Here is an 18,526-nt window from a genome sequence, read left to right on the forward strand (position 1 = left end):
TCTAGTAGGCCGCGTTACAACGCATCAGGGGTAACAAAGTATTTATCGCGAAAAACCCCTGTTTTCAGTCGAAATGGGCTAAAAAACATGTTTCAAGCGCTTTCAGGTCTGTAACAGGAAGGTTACCGGGCCATCATTGACCAGGTGCACCTGCATATCCGCGCCGAATCTACCTGATGCCACAGTGCCATGCACCTGTTTCGCCTTGCTTAATAGATAGTCGAAAAGTTCCTCGCCAAGAGCCGGGGGGGCGGCGGTCGAAAAACTCGGGCGCAACCCGCTTTTGGTGTCGGCGGCCAGGGTGAACTGAGAGACCAGCAGCAACCCGCCTCCGACATCCGCCAGGGACAGATTCATCTTGCCCTCGGCGTCACTGAACACACGATAGTTAAGCAGTTTATGCAGAAGTTTGTCGGCGCTGGCCCGGGTGTCCTCGGGCTCGACCGCAACCAGTACCAGCAACCCCTGGTCGACGGCACCGACCACCTCCCCCGCTACCTCGACGCGCGCACCACGCACGCGTTGCAACAGGCCCTTCATGCTTCTTCAGGGGACAAGTCGAGCAGGCGCCGGGCCATCTGATCGGCGGCGCGCACCAAGGCATCGGTAATGCCCGGTTCGGAGGCGGCATGCCCGGCATCACGGATAACCTGCAATTCACTGTTCGGCCAGTTCTGATGAAGCTCCCAGGCGTTATCCAATGGGCAAATCACATCGTAGCGACCGTGAACGATCACGCCCGGCAAATGGGCAATCTTGCCCATGTCGCGGATCAGCTGATTCGGCTCAAGGAACGCATTGTTGGTGAAGTAGTGACATTCGATCCGAGCGATGGACAACGCACGTTGCGGCTCGGAGAAACGATCGACCACCAACGGGTTCGGACGCAAGGTCGCGGTCCGGCCTTCCCAGGTAGACCAGGCTTTGGCCGCGTGCATCTGGGCGATCTGATCGTTGCCGGTCAGACGCTTGTGGAAAGCGCTGAGCAAGTCTTCGCGCTCATCCAGCGGGATCGGCGCGATGTAGTCCTGCCAGTAATCAGGGAACAGACGACTGGCGCCCGCCTGATAGAACCACTCGATTTCCTGCGGACGGCAGAGAAAAATCCCGCGCAGGATCAGACCGTGCACACGCTCCGGATGGGTTTGCGCGTAGGCCAGCGCAAGGGTCGAGCCCCACGAGCCACCAAACAGCACCCATTTATCGATGCCCAGGTGTTGGCGAATCCGCTCAAGATCGGCGACCAGATCCCAGGTGGTGTTGTTTTCCAGGCTGGCGTGGGGGGTGGAACGACCGCAACCGCGCTGATCGAAGGTGACGATTCGGTACAGGTTCGGATCAAAAAAGCAGCGACTCTGTGCATCACACCCGGCACCAGGGCCGCCGTGGATGAACACCACCGGCAAACCTTGCGGTGAACCGCTTTCGTCGACATACAGGGTGTGGGTTTCATCGACAGCCAGATCGTGCCGGGCGTGGGGTTTGATCTGCGGGTACAAAGTCTGCATTGCGCGCTCCGTAAGGGGTCGAGGTCATCCCTGGGGGGACTTCTATTATTCTGCCGTTGGGCATCATAAACCCGATTTACGTCAATGAGCATGCCCATGCAGAGTCAGAGTTTTGCCGCCAGTTTTTTTGCCAGAAAGCCGAGCAGCGTTTCGTAGAGGACATCGACCTCCTCAACCTGACCCCGAGCCCGCAGGCAGCCGTGAACCAGCCCTTCCCCGTAATAAAGCGTCGCAGCGATGCCTGCAGCGTTCAGGCGCTCGGCGTACAGCACGCCGTCATCACGCAACGGGTCAAATTGCGCCACCGCGATCCACGCTGGCGGTAATCCGCGCAAATCCCCGGCGAGCAACGGCATGGCATAAGCGCCAGGCGTTCGGGTGCCGCGCAGATACAAGGCGTGATAACAATCCAGGTCACTGCTGCTGAGCAGAGGAGCGTCGCTGCATTCGCTGCGTGAAGGCAGACGGTGATCGCCACCGAGGCCGGGATAGATCAGCACTTGCGCCGCTGGCAGTGGTTCGCCCGCATCGCGCAGTGCCAGGCACAACGCGGCGGCGAGATTGCCACCCGCGCTGTCGCCGGCCACCAGCGTACGCGCGGGGTCCAGCTGAAACGGCCCGGAGCGCAGCGCTCGCCAGACCTTCAGGCAGTCATCGAACGCCGCTGGAAACGGGTGCTCCGGCGCCAGACGATAATCCACCGCGACCACCAACACGCCGAGCGTCGACGCCAGTTCGGCGCAGATGAAGTCGTGGGAGTCCAGATCCCCCACGACCCAACCGCCGCCATGCAGATACACAATGCACGGGCTTTCGTCGGTCGGCGGTGAAGCCGCTGGCTGATACGACCGCACCGGCACGCCACCCAACTCAACATCCACTACATACAACCCGGCGGGACGCGGCGGGGTGAACGCCCGGCACATCTCGCCGTAGGCCTGGCGCAGACCGGCAAGGCTGCTGTCGGTGGCGTTGAAGCTGACGGTTTTCTCGACGAAAGCCGTCATCGGCGCGGATAAAGGATAAGAACTCATTTAAGGTTTCAAACTGGCCTGAACGGTGGCTACACCGTCCTTGCCATCAAAACTGCTGACACCGGCCAGCCAGCGCTGCAGATCCTCGGGATGATCACGCAGCCATTGCCTGGCGACATCCTGCGGCGTCTTGCGCTCCATGATCGGCACCATGAGCTGACTTTCCTGAGCCGCGGTGAAGGTCAGGTTTTCCAACAAACGGTTCACGTTCGGGCAACGCTCGGCGTAGTCCGGGGACGTCACCGTGGAGACAGTCGCCGCACCTTCGTTCGGCCCGTAAACATCTTCACTGCCGGTCAGGTAGGCGATTTTCATGTTGATGTTCATCGGGTGTGGAGTCCAGCCGACGAATACCACGAACTCTTTGCGATTCACCGCCCGCTGCACAGCGGCAAGCATGCCGGCCTCACCGGACTCGATCAGTTTGAAATCCTTCAAGCCGAACTGATTGGTTTCGATCATGGTTTTGATCGTGGTGTTCGCGCCACTGCCTGGCTCGATGCCGTAGATTTTGCCGCCGAGCTTGTCTTTGAATCTGGCGATGTCGGCGAAGGTTTTCAGGCCCGCCTCGGCCACGTACTCCGGCACGGCGAGGGTTGCCTGGGCGTCGGCCAGGCTCGGCTTTTCCAGGACTTTCACTTGATTGGCGGACAGGAATGGCGCGATGTTCTTGTCCATCGCCGGTTTCCAGTAACCGAGGAAGATGTCCAGGCGCTTGTCGCGGATGCCGGCGAAGATAATTTGCTGCACGGCGCTGGTTTGCTTGCTTTCGTAGCCAAGGCCGTTGAGGAGCACGTCGGCCATGCCGCTGGTGGCAATGACGTCGGTCCAATTGACCACGCCCATGCGCACGGCTTTGCAGGAAGCGTCGTCACTGGCCAGAACAGGGGTGCTCAGAAGAGCGGTGCCGCAGAGGATTGAGAGACAGCGGGTCAACAGTCTTTTCATGGGGGATGGTCTCGTGCGGCAGAATTATTATGGGTCCGGTGTCTTGATGCACCGTGCCCAGAACATTACGCAGCGTCGAGAGGGTAAAAGCGAACGGTGGCGACTGTGTTTTGCACGGTGGCGACAGTTTCAATCCGGTATCGAGGCGAACACCAACTGTAGGAGCGAGCAGGCTCGCTCCCACAGGGCATACACTAGGCTCTAGCGCTTGTAGTGCTTTTCGCCCCATGCCAGCAGCCCTTGCAGCAATTCCTTGAGCACCACTTGCGTCGGCTCTGCCAGGTCCGGGCGATAGCGGAACGGCTCAAACTCTTCCATATACGTGCACTGGCCCAATTCCAGTTGCACGGCGTGGATGTTTTGCGCCGGGTTGCCGTAATGCCGGGTGATGTGGCCGCCCTTGAAGCGCCCGTTCAGCACATGGCTGTAATCGGTGTGCCGGGCGCAGATCGCCTCCAGCTGAGTCGCCAGCTGTGGATCGCAACTGGCGCCGTTGAAGGTACCGAGGTTGAAGTCCGGCAGCTTGCCGTCAAACAGGTGCGGAATGATCGAACGGATCGAATGCGCATCGAACAGCAGCGCGTAGCCAAACTCGGCTTTCAGGCGCGCCAATTCGCTCTGCAGCGTGCTGTGATAAGGCGTCCAGACCTTTTCCAGATACGTTGCGCGCTCCGCTGCCGACGGCTCCATGCCCTCACGGAACAATGGAATACCGTCAAACAGCGTCGCCGGGTACAGACCGGTCGTCGCGCCGGCATACAAAGGTTTGTCGTCGGACGGTCGGTTCAGGTCGATGACAAACCGCGAATACTCGGCGGCCAGGGTGCTGGCGCCCAGCTCGGCAGCGAATTCGTAGAGTTTCGGGATGTGCCAGTCAGTGTCCGGCAAACTTTTCGCGTCGGCAATCAATCCGGCTTCGACCGCCGGGGTCAGGCGCAGGCCGGCGTGGGGCATGCTGATCAGCAACGGCACGCGGCCTTGTTTGAAGTTCAGAACCTTATCCACAACTGTTCTCCTAAACGCTCATTTCAACGCCGTGACGCACGACGCGTTTTTCCAGATCACCGCCCAGCCAGTACGACAGGTCGGCGGGACGATCGATTTGCCAAGCCACGAAATCCGCGACCTTGCCGACTTCCAGCGAACCGTGCGTTTCGGCCATGCCCAACGCGGCGGCAGCATGAATCGTTGCACCGGCCAGGGCTTCTTCCGGGGTCATGCGGAAACAGGTGCAGGCCATGTTCAGCATCAAGCGCAGCGACAGCGCTGGCGAGGTGCCGGGATTGAGGTCGCTGGCGATGGCGATTTTTACGCCGTGTTTGCGCAGGGCATCCATCGGCGGCAATTGGGTTTCACGCAGGAAGTAGAACGCCCCCGGCAGCAACACCGCGACGGTGCCGGACGCGGCCATGGCGATGGCGTCTTCTTCGGTCATGAACTCCAGGTGGTCGGCCGACAGTGCGTGATAACGCGCCGCCAGACTCGAACCGTGCAGCGATGACAGTTGCTCGGCGTGCAGTTTCACCGGCAAGCCGAGCTCCTGCGCAGTAATGAACACGCGCTCGACCTGTGCCGGCGAGAAGGCCAGGTATTCACAGAACGCGTCCACCGCATCCACCAAGCCTTCGGCGGCGAGCGCAGGGAGCATTTCGGCGCAGATGTGATCGATGTAATCGTCGGCGCGGTCCACATACTCCGGCGGCAAGGCGTGGGCCGCCAGGCAGGTGCTGCGCACGCTGATCGGCAGTTCGGCAGCGAGACGGCGGGCGACGCGCAGCATCTTGCGCTCGTTGGCCAGATCAAGGCCGTAACCGGATTTGATTTCGATGCTGGTGACGCCATCACGCATCAGGCTTTTCAGGCGCTTGGCGGCGCTGGCGAACAGCTCGTCTTCGGTTGCCGCTCGGGTTGCGCGCACGGTGCTGGCGATGCCGCCACCGGCCGCAGCGATTTCGGCGTAGCTGACACCTTGCAGGCGCTGTTCGAATTCACCGCTGCGGTTACCGCCGAACACCGTATGGGTGTGGCAGTCGATCAGGCCCGGCGTAACCCAGGCCCCGTTCAAATCGTTGACGGCCGGGTATTCACCCGCCGGCAGTTCAGCGCGAGAGCCGATCCACTCAATGAGCGCACCTGACGTCACGATGGCCGCATCCTCGATGATCGAGTAGACGCCTTGCGCCATGGTTGCGACGTGGCAGTGTTGCCAGAGAGTTTTCATCCCTTAGTCTCCACAATGTTCAAAATCGAATCGCCAGCAGGCTGGCTCCCACAAGGATGCGCAATGCAACTGTGGGAGCCAGCCTGCTGGCGATGAGTACATCACAGGCTCGGCAAAAGCTTGGCCGGGACCAGTTCATTCAGGCAACGCGTCGCCAACAGTTCAGTCGCCGCATTGATATCCGGCGCAAAGAAGCGGTCCTTCTCATAGAACGGCACTTCTTTACGCAGAATCGCCCGAGCCTTTTCCAGTTTCGGCGAGGTCTTCAGACCGTCGCGCAAGTCCAGGCCTTGAACCGCCGCCAACCATTCCACCGCCAGAACGCCACGGGTGTTCTCGGCCATTTCCCACAAACGCTTGCCGGCGGCCGGGGCCATGGACACGTGGTCTTCCTGGTTCGCCGACGTTGGCAGGCTGTCCACCGAATGCGGATGGGACAACGCCTTGTTTTCGCTGGCGAGGGCCGCAGCGGTGACCTGGGCGATCATGAAACCGGAGTTCACGCCGCCATTGGCCACCAGGAACGGCGGCAGTTGCGACATGTGCTTGTCCATCATCAGCGAGATGCGGCGTTCGCTCAGCGAGCCGATTTCAGCAATGGCCAAGGCCATGTTATCGGCGGCCATGGCCACCGGTTCGGCGTGGAAGTTACCGCCAGAGATCACGTCGCCTTCCGCGGCGAAGACCAATGGGTTGTCCGAGACGGCGTTGGCTTCGACGGCGAGCACTTCGGCGGCCTGACGGAACTGCGTCAGGCAGGCGCCCATGACTTGCGGTTGGCAGCGCAGGGAGTACGGGTCCTGGACCTTTTCGCAGTTCTGGTGCGAATCGGAGACTTCACTGCGCTCGCCCAGCAGATCGCGGTAGGCGGCAGCGGCGTCGATCTGGCCTTTCTGGCCACGTGCGGCGTGGATGCGGGCGTCGAATGGCGAGCGTGAGCCCAGGACGGCTTCGACGGTCAGCGCACCCAGCGCGACCGCGCCAGCGAACAGGTCTTCACCTTCAAACAGACCGCGCAACGCGTAAGCGGTCGACACTTGAGTACCGTTGAGCAGCGCCAGGCCTTCTTTCGCAGCGAGGGTCAGCGGGGTCAGACCGGCGACTTTCAGCGCGTCGGTCGCTTCCAGCCATTCGCCCTTGTAGCGCGCCTTGCCTTCACCCAGCAGCACCAGCGACATGTGCGCCAATGGCGCCAGGTCACCGGAGGCACCGACCGAACCTTTCAACGGGATGTGCGGGTAAACCTCGGCGTTGATCAGAGCGATCAGCGCGTCGATGACCACGCGACGAATACCGGAGAAACCACGGCTCAGGCTGTTGACCTTGAGCACCATGACCAGACGCACCAACGCGTCGCTGATCGGCTCGCCGACACCGGCGGCGTGAGACAGCACCAGCGAGCGCTGCAGGTTTTCCAGGTCTTCGCTGGCAATGCGAGTCGAGGCCAGCAGACCGAAACCGGTGTTGATGCCGTAAGCCGTGCGGTTCTCGGCGAGGATCTGTTCCACGCAGGCAACGCTGGCTTCGATCTGGGCCGAGGCGCTGTCATCAAGAGTAATCCGGACCGGTTGCTGATAGATATCACGCAGTTGGGCAAGGCTCAGTTGGCCGGGAATCAGGTTTAGCGCAGTCATTTTGTGCTCCTTTTGAGAGTTTGTTATTAACTAACCAGACGCTCCGGAGATGTCCGTTGTCCGTCGCTTCCCGCCTTGTGGGGGGCTGGCGCCTTGGCACGCTGGTTTGATATAGGAATCAGTTGAGGTTCGGCAAAGCCTTGTGCAGCAAAATCGGGTCCTTCAACACGCTGGCAGCAGCGGCGATATCGGGCGCCAGCCAGCGGTCCTGATCGTAGGCCGGAACCCGTTCACGCAGCAGACGCCATGCGGTATCGGTGCCGGCGCCGAAGCGCTGTTCTTTCAGGAATTCAAACGCCTGGGATGCCAGCAGGTACTCGATCGCGAGGATCTGCGTGCAGTTTTCCAGTGCGCGATGCAGCTTCAACGCAGCATTGGTGCCCATGCTCAGGTGGTCTTCCTGCAAGCCCGAGGTGACGTAGTTATCGAGGACGGCCGGCTGCGCCAACTGACGGTTTTCCGCACACAGCGACGCAGCGACGTACTGGACAATCATCATCCCCGAATTGACGCCCGGATTGGCCACCAGGAACGCCGGCAGACCGCTGACATGCGGGTTGATCAAACGGTCGAGACGACGCTCGGCAATCGAGCCGATTTCGGCCATGGCAATCGCCAGCAAATCTGCCGCCAGCGCCACCGATTGGCCGTGCGGGTTGGCTTGAGACATGACGCGGAAGTCGTCCGGGGTGCCCAGCAGCAACGGATTGTCGGTGCAGCCGTTGAGTTCGGTTTCGATCTGTTGGATTGCGTGGGCCAATTGATCCCGCGCAGCGCCATGGACTTGCGGGATGGAACGGATGCTCAGCGCGTCCTGAGTACGAATCCCTTTGCTGCTGGCGATCACTTCACTGCCATCGAGCAACGCCCGCAGGTTGATACCGACCTGCTGCATGCCAGGATGTGGTTTGAGTGCAATGATCTCGGCATCGAACGCCGCAATCTGACCGCGCTGGGCTTCGAAGCTCATGGCGCCGATCACGTCGGCCCATTGCAACAGACGTGTCGCATCGGCAATCGCCAGGCAACTGAGGCCGCTCATGCACGGCGTGCCGTTGACCAGGCACAAGCCGTCCTTGGCGCCGAGCTGAACCGGCTGCAAACCTTCTTCCGCCAGGGCTTGTTGCGCAGAAACAATCTGCCCGCGATAGCTGACATTGCCGACACCCAACAGCGCGATGCTGATGTGCGCCATGTGGGTCAGGTAACCGACCGAACCCTGGGACGGCACTTGCGGGGTGATGCCGCGGTTGAGCAGCGCCAGAAGCGCTTCTACCACTTGGCGATGAAGGCCGGATTTTCCTTGGCTGAAGTTGAGGATTGCCGCACACATGATCGCGCGGGTCTGCTCGTCGGCCAGTGGTGCGCCGACGCCACAGGCGTGGCTGAGCAAGGTGTTGCGCGACAGTTGGCTCAGTTGTTCGTCTTTGAGCGAGACGTTGCACAACGCGCCCAGACCGGTGTTGACGCCATAGGCGCGTTCGCCACTGGCGACGATGCGCTGGACGATCGCCTGGGCATTGTCGATGCGTGCCCAGGCCTGGGCCGACAGCTCGAGTTGTGCGCCGTGACGGGCGACTGCGACCACATCCTGCCAACGCAACGGGCCGTCGGCGATTACGATTTTTTCAGCCTGGGACATCTTCAACCTCGTGCGTACAACTTGAATATTGATGCAGCTTCACCGCCCTCATCGCGAGCAAGCTCGCTCCTACAGTGGATCTCCAGCGTTCATAAAATCCCTGTGGGAGCGAGCTTGCTCGCGATGAGGCCAGCAAAGTCACTGCAAATCTCTTAAACCACCGCCGCCCGCCGCTGCACGAACCGGTCGACATACTCATCCGCCGGCGAATGCAGGATCTCCCGCGGCGTGCCGACCTGAATCAGGCGGCCATCCTTGAGGATCGCGATGCGGTTGCCGATGCGCACGGCCTCGTCGAGGTCATGGGTGATGAAGACGATGGTCTTGTGCAGGGTCTTTTGCAGCTCCAGCAACTGATCCTGCATCTCGGCGCGGATCAGCGGGTCGAGCGCACTGAAGGCTTCGTCCATCAGGATGATGTCGGTGTCCGCCGCCAGTGCGCGGGCCAGACCCACACGCTGACGCATGCCGCCCGAAAGCTGATGCGGGTATTTGTTTTCGTAGCCCTTCAGGCCCACGGTGTTGATCCAGTGCAGCGCACGCTCGCTGCACATCTGCTTGCTCTCGCCACGCACTTTCAGGCCGTAGGCGACGTTGTCCACCACAGTCTTGTGCGGCAGCAGGCCGAAGCTCTGGAACACCATGCTGATCTTGCGTCGACGGAATTCACGCAGGGCTTCCATGTCGTATTGCAGGATGTCCACGCCATCCACCAGAATCGCGCCGCTGGTCGGGTCGATCAGGCGATTGAAGTGGCGCACCAGGGTCGATTTGCCGGAACCGGACAGGCCCATGATCACGAAAATCTCGCCGCTGCCGATGCTCAACGACAGGTCGTTCACGCCGACCACGCAGCCGGTTTCGGCCAGCACCTGATCCTTGGTTTTGCCCTGGCCGATCATGCCCAGCGCTTCCTTGGAACGGTTACCGAAAATCTTGAAGACGTTTTTGACTTCGATCTTGCTGATGGCTGCGTTGCTCATTTGCTCACCTCATGCCGTGCACGACCGTACGCCTGTGTAATGCGGTCGATCACCACTGCCAGAATCACGATCGCCAGACCGGCTTCAAGGCCACGTCCGACGTTGAGGGTCTGAATCCCCACCAACACATCTTCACCCAGGCCACGGGCACCGATCATCGAGGCAATCACCACCATCGACAGCGCCATCATGGTGGTCTGGTTGATCCCGGCCATGATGCTCGGCAGGGCCAGCGGCAGTTGCACGCCGAACAGTTGTTGCCAACGGTTGGCACCGAAAGCGTTGATCGCTTCCATCACTTCGCCATCAACCTGGCGAATGCCCAGATCGGTCAGGCGGATCAGCGGTGGCGCGGCGTAGATCACGGTCGCGAAAATTGCCGGGACCTTGCCCAGGCCGAACAGCATCAGCACCGGAATCAGGTACACGAAACTCGGCATGGTCTGCATGATGTCCAGCAGCGGCATCAGCACCGAACGCAGGCGATTGCTGCGTGCCGAGAGAATGCCCAGCGGAATGCCGATCAGCACCGAAATGACCGTCGCCACCATCATCAGCGCGAGGGTCTGCATCAGCTTGTCCCAGAGGCCGACCGCGCCCACCAGGAACAGCAAACCGACGATGACGGCGGTGGTGACGACCTTGCGGGTCGCGTGCCAGGCAACGCCCCCCACGATCGCCAGCATCAGCCACCAGGGCGCCGCACGCAGCAGCCCTTCAAGATTGACGATGGCCCACAACAGGGTGTCGGAGATGTGCCGGAACACGTCGCCGTAGTTGGTGACCAGCGAATCGACCCAACCGTTGACCCAGTCGGCGATGGAAAAGGTAAAGCTTTCGGGAAACATAAAGAGACTCTCAATCAAGGGGTTGCGATTCAGCGTCCGACTGCCGTTGCCAGCAGTCGGAGAAGCTCAACCTACAAGGCCGCGTCGATCTTTTTGGCTGCGTCTTCGCTCACCCATGCATGCCAGACTTCAGGATGTTCCTTGAGGAAGATTTTCGCCAGTTTTGGTGACTCGATCCGCTCTTTGGCCATGCGCCCGAGGTTCTGGTTCAGCAGGTCGATCGGCAGGTTGACCTTTTCCAGCACGGCCACCAGTTCCGGGGCTTGCTCGTGGAAAGTCTTGGACAGGCCGACCTTGATGGTCACGCGTTTATCCACGCCCGGCTTCTCTTCGAGTTTCACCAGGTCAACCTGACCCATCAGCGGCGTTGGCGACCAGTAGTAGAACAGGATCGGCTCGCCACGCTTGTAGCTCGACAGCACCGCGGCATCCAGCGCCGGGCCGGTGCCAGGGCGGAAGTTGGTGTAGCTGCTTTCCAGGCCGTAGCTCTTCAGCATTTCGCTGTTGTCCAGCTCACAGGTCCAGCCGGCCGGGCAGTTGTAGAAACGGCCCTTGGAAGGTTCTTCGGCGTCCTTGAACACCGAGGCGTACTTGGCCAGGTCAGCAATGTTTTTCAGGTCCGGTGCCTTGGCTTCCAGCTTGCGCTTGGCGTCGCCTTCGATCACGTAGCGCGGCACGTACCAGCCTTCGACTGCGCCCACAACTGGCGCGCCGACACCGACGACTTTGCCGGCCTTCTCGGCCTTGTTCCAGACTTCGCTGCGGCCGACCCATTCTTCAGCAAACACTTGGATGTCGTTGCTGCTCAGGGCGTTTTCCATGGTGATGGAGTTGCCCGGCAGACTGTCGGTCTTGCAGTCGTAACCTTTCTCCAACACGACTTGCAGCACGTCGGTCAGCAACATGGCGCTTTCCCAGTTCAGGCCGGCGAATTTCACCGGTTTACCCGATTCGCACCAACCGGCAGCCTGAGTGGCGCCGGCGCTGGCGAGCAGGCCCATGGAAAGCAATGTGGTCAGCAGGGTCTTGTTCGATTTCATTGTTGTGACGCTCCTAATCATGAATTGGCTTACGGCAGTCAAGAGGCATCCAGCCCTGTCCACGTCCAATCAGGCCTGCGCCGCAGCGCGACCGGCATTCAGCTTTTGTTCGGTGACCACGTCCTGCTCGACCGGCAGGATCAGTTGATCGGGCACTGTGCCGTGCCATTTTTTTGCACACACGTAATACAGGACTGCGGGAAGCACCAGACCGATGATCCAGGAAATATCCACATCACCCAGAGCGGTCACCAGCGAACCGGTATAGAACTTGGTGGAAATGAACGGCAGCTGCACCAGCACACCGAACACATAGATGCTGATACCGAGCATGTTCCAGCGGCCGTAGCGACCGTTCGGATCGGACAGCGCCGGCACGTCATAGCGCTCGCGGGTGATGCAGTAGTAGTCCACCAGGTTGATCGCGCTCCATGGCGTAAAGAACGCCAGCAGGAACAGGATGAAGGACTTGAACGCACCGAGGAACGAGTGCTGACCGAGCAACGCCATCAGGGTCGCAGCACCGACGATGACCAGCACGAACACCAGGCGCTGCAAGCGCGTTACTTTCAGCTCACCACGGAAGCCGCTGATGATGGTCGCAATGCACATGAAGCTGCCGTAGGAGTTCAGCGTGGAGATAGTGACCTTGCCGAACGCGATGCTGAAATACAGCAGTGCAGCAGTGGCGCCGGTACCACCCAAGCCAACGATGTAGGCGACTTCGTGACCGGCGAATTGCCCGTTGGCCGAAGCGGCAGCGAACACGCCGAGGACCATCGCCACCTGTGCACCAATGACCGAACCCGCACCCGCGGCGAAAAAGGTTTTCACCGAGGACGTCTTGCTCGGCAAGTAGCGAGAATAGTCCGCCACGTAAGGGCCGAAGGCGATCTGCCAGGACGCCGCGAGCGACACCGCGAGCAAGAAACTGCTCCAGCTGAAGTGGCGGATTTGCAACAGTGCGCCAACGTCAACCTGGCTCACCAGACGGCTGAACAGGTAAACAAAGGCAATCACACCGATGACACTGGCAACACGGCCAATCCAATGGATCACCCGATAACCGAGTACCGTGACCAGCACGATGACACTGGCGAAGATGAGGATACCGACGGTGTCACTGACGCCAAACAACTGGCCCAGCGCCTGGCCGGAAAGTACGGTTCCGGTCGCCGTGAAGCCGAGGTACATCAAACAGACCAGCACGATCGGGATGGCCGCGCCATAAACACCGAACTGCACACGGCTGGAGATCATCTGCGGCAAGCCAAGCTTGGGTCCTTGCGCGGCATGCAGCGCCATCACGCCACCGCCGAGCAGTTGTCCGATCAGCAAGCCGATCAACGACCAGAACACATCACCGCCCAGCACCACGGCCAGGGCCCCGGTGACAATCGCGGTGATTTGCAGGTTGGCCCCCATCCACAGGGTGAACTGGCTCAACAGACGACCGTGTCTCTCCGCTTCCGGGATGTAGTCGATCGAGCGTTTCTCGATCAACGGTTTACTGCCTGCACGATCGTTGTTAACAGCCATGATTCAACCTCTGTGGATTGTTTTAATTGTTCTGTCCGGTTTACTCGAACCCTGTGGGAGCGCCGGTGCGACGATTCGACTTGCCCGCGATGACGTCAGCACTTCCAACATCGATTCCAGCAGTGCCGCCGCTATCGCTGGCAAGCCAGCCCCCACAAGGGGTTGCGTTATTTACCGGTAATCATCGGCAGGTTCAGACCCTGCTCCTTGGCGCAGTCGATCGCGATCTGGTAACCGGCATCGGCGTGGCGCATAACGCCAGTCGCCGGGTCGTTGTGCAGAACGCGAGCGATACGCTCAGCCGCTTCGTCAGTACCGTCGCAGACGATCACCATGCCCGAGTGCTGGGAGAAGCCCATGCCGACGCCGCCGCCGTGGTGCAGGGAAACCCAGGTCGCGCCGCTCGCGGTGTTGAGCAGAGCGTTGAGCAGTGGCCAGTCGGACACGGCGTCGGAACCGTCCTGCATCGATTCGGTTTCGCGGTTCGGGCTGGCAACCGAACCGGAGTCCAGGTGGTCGCGACCGATCACGATTGGCGCGGACAATTCACCGCTGCGCACCATTTCGTTGAATGCCAGACCGAGCTTGGCGCGCAGACCCAGGCCAACCCAGCAGATACGAGCCGGCAGACCCTGGAAGCTGATGCGCTCGCGCGCCATGTCCAGCCAGTTGTGCAGGTGGGCGTCGTCCGGGATCAGTTCTTTTACTTTGGCGTCAGTCTTGTAGATGTCTTCGGCGTTACCCGACAGCGCAGCCCAACGGAACGGACCGATGCCGCGGCAGAACAGTGGACGGATGTAGGCAGGTACGAAACCTGGGAAGTCGAATGCGTTTTCCACGCCTTCTTCTTGCGCCATCTGACGGATGTTGTTGCCGTAGTCGAAGGTCGGGATGCCCATTTTCTGGAATTCGAGCATCGCTTTAACGTGCACGGCCATCGATTGCTTGGCGGCTTTGACCACGGCAGCAGGCTCGGTCTTGGCGCGAGCGCGGTACTCTTCCCAGGTCCAGCCGGCCGGCAGGTAACCGTTGAGCGGGTCGTGGGCGCTGGTCTGGTCGGTGACCATGTCCGGGCGCACGCCGCGCTTGACCAGTTCCGGCAGAATTTCAGCCGCGTTACCGAGCAGAGCGATGGATATCGCCTTGCCTTCCTTGGTGTATTTGGCGATGCGGGCCAGCGCGTCGTCGAGGTCGGTGGCTTGCTCGTCGACATAACGGCTGTTCAGACGGAAATCGATGCTGACCTGCTGGCATTCGATGTTCAGCGAGCACGCGCCGGCCAGGGTTGCAGCCAGAGGTTGAGCGCCGCCCATGCCGCCCAGGCCTGCGGTCAGGACCCAACGACCTCTCAGGTCATCGTTATAGTGCTGGCGACCGGCTTCGACGAAGGTTTCGTAAGTGCCTTGAACGATGCCCTGGCTGCCGATGTAGATCCAGCTGCCGGCGGTCATCTGGCCGTACATGGCCAAGCCTTTGGCGTCGAGTTCGTTGAAGTGTTCCCAGCTCGCCCAGTGCGGTACGAGGTTGGAGTTGGCGATCAATACGCGCGGGGCGTTAGTGTGAGTCTTGAACACGCCGACCGGCTTGCCGGATTGCACCAGCAGGGTCTCGTCGTCATTCAGATTGGTCAGGCTTTCGACGATCTTGTCGTAGCATTCCCAGTTACGCGCCGCACGACCGATACCACCGTAAACCACCAGTTCTTTAGGGTTCTCGGCGACTTCCGGGTCGAGGTTGTTCATCAGCATGCGCAGCGGCGCTTCAGTCAACCAGCTCTTGGCGGTCAGCTTGTTACCGCGAGCGGCACGAATTTCTACGTCACGAAACTTAGTGGTTTTGTTGTCAGTCACGAAAAAGACTCCTCAGCGATCAATCCAAACCAACCCTGGCGGTGGGTAAGCGAGCCTGTGCGCATCGTTGCACCACAAGCGAATCAGTGGACGCTGCGGAGAGCCTCGGTCGACTCATACGCATACGTCTTTACTTGTACATACAAGCATATGCAATCAAGCGGCCAACTTGTTGGATGGGCATTCAAGAAAAATTCTGAGAGGGCTGGAAAGCCTGTAGATCAAGGGTTCTGAAGAAGATGAAATTTTTCGGGGGGATTTTTCGAAGGGGTGACGGCTTGTTACTTGAGCGTGGTTTTGCGCCACGCTGGGGCGTTCGGTAACAAGTTGGTGCGCGATGGGGAACGCGTTTGAGCCCTGAAAAGCATCGCGGGCAAGCCCGCTCCCACAGGTCCGGTGGACATCCTGCAGGAGTGGGCTTGCCCGCGATAGAGACGACCCGGTATTGGATCAGCGCGCAGTCAGTTCGATCACACAACACGGGCCGTTGCTGGAGAATTCCAGCAGGCCGGTGTTACCGTCGAGTTGCAGGCAGTCATGACGACCCAATTGCTGGGCACTGTTACCGACCTGCACTTCCAGCGCCTCGCTGACACTGAACACCAACACTGCGCCCGCCGAACTGAAAAACCGCTGTTCACCGTCTAGCCACTGCAACCGCGCGAGGTAACGCTGCGGCGCATAAATCAGGTTGAAATCGCGAATCGGCCCACCGAGCAAGGTGCAGGAAACCTGACTTTCACCACTGAAGGCGAAAGGATCAATCGGTAACAATGGTCGCGTGGCCTGGCCATCAACCGACAAGGTCATGCCGTCGCCTTGCAGCACGGTGATCACCCGCTCATAGCCAGCGAACGTCGAGAAGCCACCCGACTCGCCGATATCGGCAATCGACAGGCGCCAGCCGAAACCGTCAAGACCCGTGCCCGCATCGCGGGTGATTTCTTCAGTGCTGCCGCCACCGTTTTTCCACGGCATGCGCGGGTAATCTTTGGCGCGTAAAACCTTAACCTGACTCATTTATGAAAGCGTCCTTCCAGACGATGACGGGAACCGGGGTGGATCAAACGGGCGGCGGTCACCGGCTGACGGCCGGACCAGGTGCGGCGACGAATCAGCAGGCACGGCTCGCCTTTCTCAATCTGCAGCAATTTGCACTCGCTAGCCTCAGCCAGAATCGCCTCGACCACGTGTTCGCCTTCGGTCAGCGGCGCGACCTGATTCAGATAGGCGTAAGGCGTTTGCAGGGTGAAATCCTGCTTGAGGTAGTCCGGGGCGACAAGCGCGTTGACGAAACGGTCTTCGATTTGCACCGGAATGTCATTTTCGAAATGCACGATCAGCGAGTGGAAGACCTTCTGACCTTCACGCATATCCAGCGCCAGGGCACGCTCGGAGCCGGCAGCCTCTTCTTCCAGGGTGATCACCTTGCAGGTGTGGCGATGGCCGCGGGAGGCGATTTCGTCGGCGATGTTGTGCACTTCAAACAGCGCGGACTGGCTTTTCGGCTCGGCGACGAACGTGCCGACGCCCTGCATGCGCACCAACAGACCGTCGGCGGTCATCTCGCGCAGTGCGCGGTTGATGGTCATGCGGCTGAAACCGAGTTGGCTGACCAGCTCGCTTTCCGACGGAACGCGGTAATGCGGCGGCCAGTTTCCACTGTCGATTTGCTGGGTGATCATCTGTTTGACGCGGGCGTACAAAGGCGCCGGACTGTCGCCCATGTTCGCGGCCAACGGTGACACTGTAGGCGGAGTCGGCACGGTTAATCCTTGGTCATTTGGTAGAAGTTGCTAGCTTGCCGGAGTTTACCGAGCAGGCAAACGTCTGTATATGTATATACAAATAACACACGATGGGGTGCTGAACCATGTCCGCCTTCTTTGCCGAACGCGCGCTGCTGCCTAGTGGATGGGCCAACAATGTACGTCTTGAGGTCAGCGCCGACGGCGTTTTGACCCATGTCCAGGCCGATTCCAACGCAGATGGCGCCGAACGGCTAAGCGGTCCGCTGCTGCCGGGGATGCCGAATCTGCACTCCCACGCCTTTCAGCGAGCAATGGCTGGATTGGCCGAAGTGGCCGGTAATCCGAACGACAGTTTCTGGACCTGGCGTGATTTGATGTACCGGCTCGTCGGAAAAATCAGCCCCGATCAACTCGGCGTGATCGCCCGTCAGCTGTACATCGAAATGCTCAAGGCCGGTTACACCTCGGTCGCGGAATTTCATTACGTGCACCACGACACGAGCGGCCAACCGTACGCAGACCCTGCCGAGCTGGCGCTGCGCATCAGCCAGGCGGCCAGCTCCGCCGGTATAGGCTTGACCCTGCTGCCAGTGCTTTACAGCCACTCCGGTTTCGGCGGCCAGACACCGAATGACGGCCAACGTCGCTTTATCAACAGCACTGAAAATTACCTGAAGCTTCAAGCCCGCTTGCAGCCGATCCTGGCGCAGCAACCGGCGCAATCGCTGGGTTTGTGTTTCCACTCGTTGCGCGCGGTAACACCGCAGCAAATCAGCGACGTGCTGGCGGCCAGCGACAAGCAGTGCCCTGTGCACATTCACATCGCCGAACAGCAGAAAGAAGTCGATGACTGCCTCAGCTGGAGTGGTCGTCGCCCTCTGCAATGGCTGTATGAAAACACCGAAGTCGATCAACGCTGGTGCCTGGTCCACGCGACCCACGCCAACCCGGAAGAAGTCACGCTGATGGCCAAGAGTCGCGCCATCGCCGGCTTGTGCCTGACCACCGAAGCCAACCTCGGCGACGGGATTTTTCCGGCGGTGGACTTCCTCGCTCAAGGTGGGCGCATGGGCATCGGTTCCGACAGCCATGTGTCGTTGAGCGTGGTGGAAGAATTGCGTTGGCTGGAATACGGCCAGCGTCTGCGCGATCAGCGGCGTAATCGGTTGTATGGCGCGGAACAGCCGATGGTCGGCCGGACGCTGTATGACGCCGCGCTGGACGGCGGCGCCGAGGCGCTGGGCCAGCCGATCGGTGCGCTGGAGGTGGGTAAGCGCGCGGATTGGCTGGTGCTGGACGGTAACGACCCGTACCTGGCGACCGCCAGTGGCGACGGGATTCTCAATCGTTGGTTGTTTGCCGGTGGCGACCGCCAGGTGCGTGATGTACTGGTCAATGGCCAATGGGTCGTGCGCGATGGACGTCACGCCGACGAAGAGGAAAGCAGCCGGGCGTTCACCCAGGTCCTGCGCGATCTCTTGGGCTGACCCCGGAAACAACTGTGGGAGCGAGCCTGCTCGCGATGGGG

At 60.4% G+C, this 18,526-nt stretch carries 16 protein-coding genes; 1 reads left to right on the forward strand and 15 read right to left on the reverse strand.

Translation table 11 applies throughout. From position 1 onward, the window contains the following. Window positions 1–102: 102 nt before the first annotated feature. The 15 genes from dtd to hutC form a co-directional block, all read right to left on the reverse strand. A complete protein-coding gene (dtd, locus tag F8N43_RS20805) occupies window positions 103–540 on the reverse strand; it encodes a D-aminoacyl-tRNA deacylase (protein ID WP_150639720.1) in 438 nt (145 codons plus the stop codon). After that, window positions 537–1,508 carry a prolyl aminopeptidase gene (pip, locus tag F8N43_RS20810; protein ID WP_150631775.1) on the reverse strand — a complete coding sequence of 324 codons (972 nt, stop codon included), beginning with the start codon at window positions 1,506–1,508 and terminating at the stop codon, window positions 537–539. The genes dtd and pip overlap by 4 nt, the downstream gene beginning before the upstream one ends. A gap of 104 nt (window positions 1,509–1,612) precedes the next feature. Next, window positions 1,613–2,542, reverse strand: a complete 930-nt coding sequence (locus tag F8N43_RS20815; RefSeq protein WP_150639721.1) for an alpha/beta hydrolase — start codon at window positions 2,540–2,542, stop codon at window positions 1,613–1,615. Next, complete coding sequence (locus F8N43_RS20820) at window positions 2,543–3,490, reverse strand: choline ABC transporter substrate-binding protein (RefSeq protein WP_150631777.1); 948 nt, start codon at window positions 3,488–3,490, stop codon at window positions 2,543–2,545. 201 nt (window positions 3,491–3,691) lie between these two features. Beyond that, entirely contained in the window at window positions 3,692–4,495 is an 804-nt protein-coding gene (gene hutG / locus F8N43_RS20825) for an N-formylglutamate deformylase (protein WP_150631778.1), read from the reverse strand. A gap of 10 nt (window positions 4,496–4,505) precedes the next feature. Beyond that, window positions 4,506–5,711 carry an imidazolonepropionase gene (gene hutI, locus F8N43_RS20830; protein WP_150654287.1) on the reverse strand — a complete coding sequence of 402 codons (1,206 nt, stop codon included), beginning with the start codon at window positions 5,709–5,711 and terminating at the stop codon, window positions 4,506–4,508. 101 nt (window positions 5,712–5,812) lie between these two features. Beyond that, complete coding sequence (gene hutH / locus F8N43_RS20835) at window positions 5,813–7,345, reverse strand: histidine ammonia-lyase (protein WP_150654288.1); 1,533 nt, start codon at window positions 7,343–7,345, stop codon at window positions 5,813–5,815. A gap of 118 nt (window positions 7,346–7,463) precedes the next feature. Further along, complete coding sequence (gene hutH, locus F8N43_RS20840) at window positions 7,464–8,987, reverse strand: histidine ammonia-lyase (RefSeq protein WP_150639722.1); 1,524 nt, start codon at window positions 8,985–8,987, stop codon at window positions 7,464–7,466. Window positions 8,988–9,139: 152 nt separating this feature from the next. After that, a complete protein-coding gene (locus tag F8N43_RS20845; RefSeq protein WP_150631782.1) occupies window positions 9,140–9,970 on the reverse strand; it encodes a quaternary amine ABC transporter ATP-binding protein in 831 nt (276 codons plus the stop codon). Next, complete coding sequence (locus F8N43_RS20850; RefSeq protein WP_150631783.1) at window positions 9,967–10,818, reverse strand: ABC transporter permease; 852 nt, start codon at window positions 10,816–10,818, stop codon at window positions 9,967–9,969. The genes F8N43_RS20845 and F8N43_RS20850 overlap by 4 nt, the downstream gene beginning before the upstream one ends. A gap of 71 nt (window positions 10,819–10,889) precedes the next feature. Continuing rightward, window positions 10,890–11,858: an ABC transporter substrate-binding protein gene (locus F8N43_RS20855; protein ID WP_150631784.1), complete on the reverse strand. Its 969-nt coding sequence runs from the start codon at window positions 11,856–11,858 to the stop codon at window positions 10,890–10,892. 69 nt (window positions 11,859–11,927) lie between these two features. Next, window positions 11,928–13,397, reverse strand: a complete 1,470-nt coding sequence (locus F8N43_RS20860) for a purine-cytosine permease family protein (protein WP_150654289.1) — start codon at window positions 13,395–13,397, stop codon at window positions 11,928–11,930. A gap of 167 nt (window positions 13,398–13,564) precedes the next feature. Further along, window positions 13,565–15,247, reverse strand: a complete 1,683-nt coding sequence (gene hutU, locus F8N43_RS20865; protein ID WP_150654290.1) for a urocanate hydratase — start codon at window positions 15,245–15,247, stop codon at window positions 13,565–13,567. 450 nt (window positions 15,248–15,697) lie between these two features. Beyond that, window positions 15,698–16,267, reverse strand: coding sequence for a HutD family protein (locus tag F8N43_RS20870; protein ID WP_150631787.1), 570 nt, complete (start codon window positions 16,265–16,267; stop codon window positions 15,698–15,700). After that, complete coding sequence (gene hutC, locus F8N43_RS20875) at window positions 16,264–16,974, reverse strand: histidine utilization repressor (RefSeq protein WP_172435301.1); 711 nt, start codon at window positions 16,972–16,974, stop codon at window positions 16,264–16,266. Before hutC ends, F8N43_RS20870 begins: the two co-directional genes overlap by 4 nt. 146 nt (window positions 16,975–17,120) lie before the next feature. On the opposite strand from hutC, the gene F8N43_RS20880 reads away from it, so the two are divergent. Then, a complete protein-coding gene (locus tag F8N43_RS20880) occupies window positions 17,121–18,485 on the forward strand; it encodes a formimidoylglutamate deiminase (RefSeq protein WP_150631789.1) in 1,365 nt (454 codons plus the stop codon). The last annotated feature ends 41 nt before the right edge of the window (window positions 18,486–18,526 follow it).

Source organism: Pseudomonas fluorescens (assembly GCF_902498065.1).
GTDB classification, from domain to species: domain Bacteria; phylum Pseudomonadota; class Gammaproteobacteria; order Pseudomonadales; family Pseudomonadaceae; genus Aquipseudomonas; species Aquipseudomonas fluorescens_BJ.

Coding starts and splice junctions, on each gene's coding strand:
- F8N43_RS20860 (WP_150654289.1), bottom strand. CDS start 13,397: ATGGCTGTTAACAACGATCGTGCAGGCAGTAAACCGTTGATCGAGAAA.
- hutC (WP_172435301.1), bottom strand. CDS start 16,974: ATGGGCGACAGTCCGGCGCCTTTGTACGCCCGCGTCAAACAGATGATC.
- hutH (WP_150639722.1), bottom strand. CDS start 8,987: ATGTCCCAGGCTGAAAAAATCGTAATCGCCGACGGCCCGTTGCGTTGG.
- F8N43_RS20850 (WP_150631783.1), bottom strand. CDS start 10,818: ATGTTTCCCGAAAGCTTTACCTTTTCCATCGCCGACTGGGTCAACGGT.
- hutI (WP_150654287.1), bottom strand. CDS start 5,711: ATGAAAACTCTCTGGCAACACTGCCACGTCGCAACCATGGCGCAAGGC.
- F8N43_RS20855 (WP_150631784.1), bottom strand. CDS start 11,858: ATGAAATCGAACAAGACCCTGCTGACCACATTGCTTTCCATGGGCCTG.
- hutH (WP_150654288.1), bottom strand. CDS start 7,345: ATGACTGCGCTAAACCTGATTCCCGGCCAACTGAGCCTTGCCCAACTG.
- F8N43_RS20880 (WP_150631789.1), top strand. CDS start 17,121: ATGTCCGCCTTCTTTGCCGAACGCGCGCTGCTGCCTAGTGGATGGGCC.
- F8N43_RS20815 (WP_150639721.1), bottom strand. CDS start 2,542: ATGAGTTCTTATCCTTTATCCGCGCCGATGACGGCTTTCGTCGAGAAA.
- F8N43_RS20845 (WP_150631782.1), bottom strand. CDS start 9,970: ATGAGCAACGCAGCCATCAGCAAGATCGAAGTCAAAAACGTCTTCAAG.
- pip (WP_150631775.1), bottom strand. CDS start 1,508: ATGCAGACTTTGTACCCGCAGATCAAACCCCACGCCCGGCACGATCTG.
- F8N43_RS20820 (WP_150631777.1), bottom strand. CDS start 3,490: ATGAAAAGACTGTTGACCCGCTGTCTCTCAATCCTCTGCGGCACCGCT.
- dtd (WP_150639720.1), bottom strand. CDS start 540: ATGAAGGGCCTGTTGCAACGCGTGCGTGGTGCGCGCGTCGAGGTAGCG.
- F8N43_RS20870 (WP_150631787.1), bottom strand. CDS start 16,267: ATGAGTCAGGTTAAGGTTTTACGCGCCAAAGATTACCCGCGCATGCCG.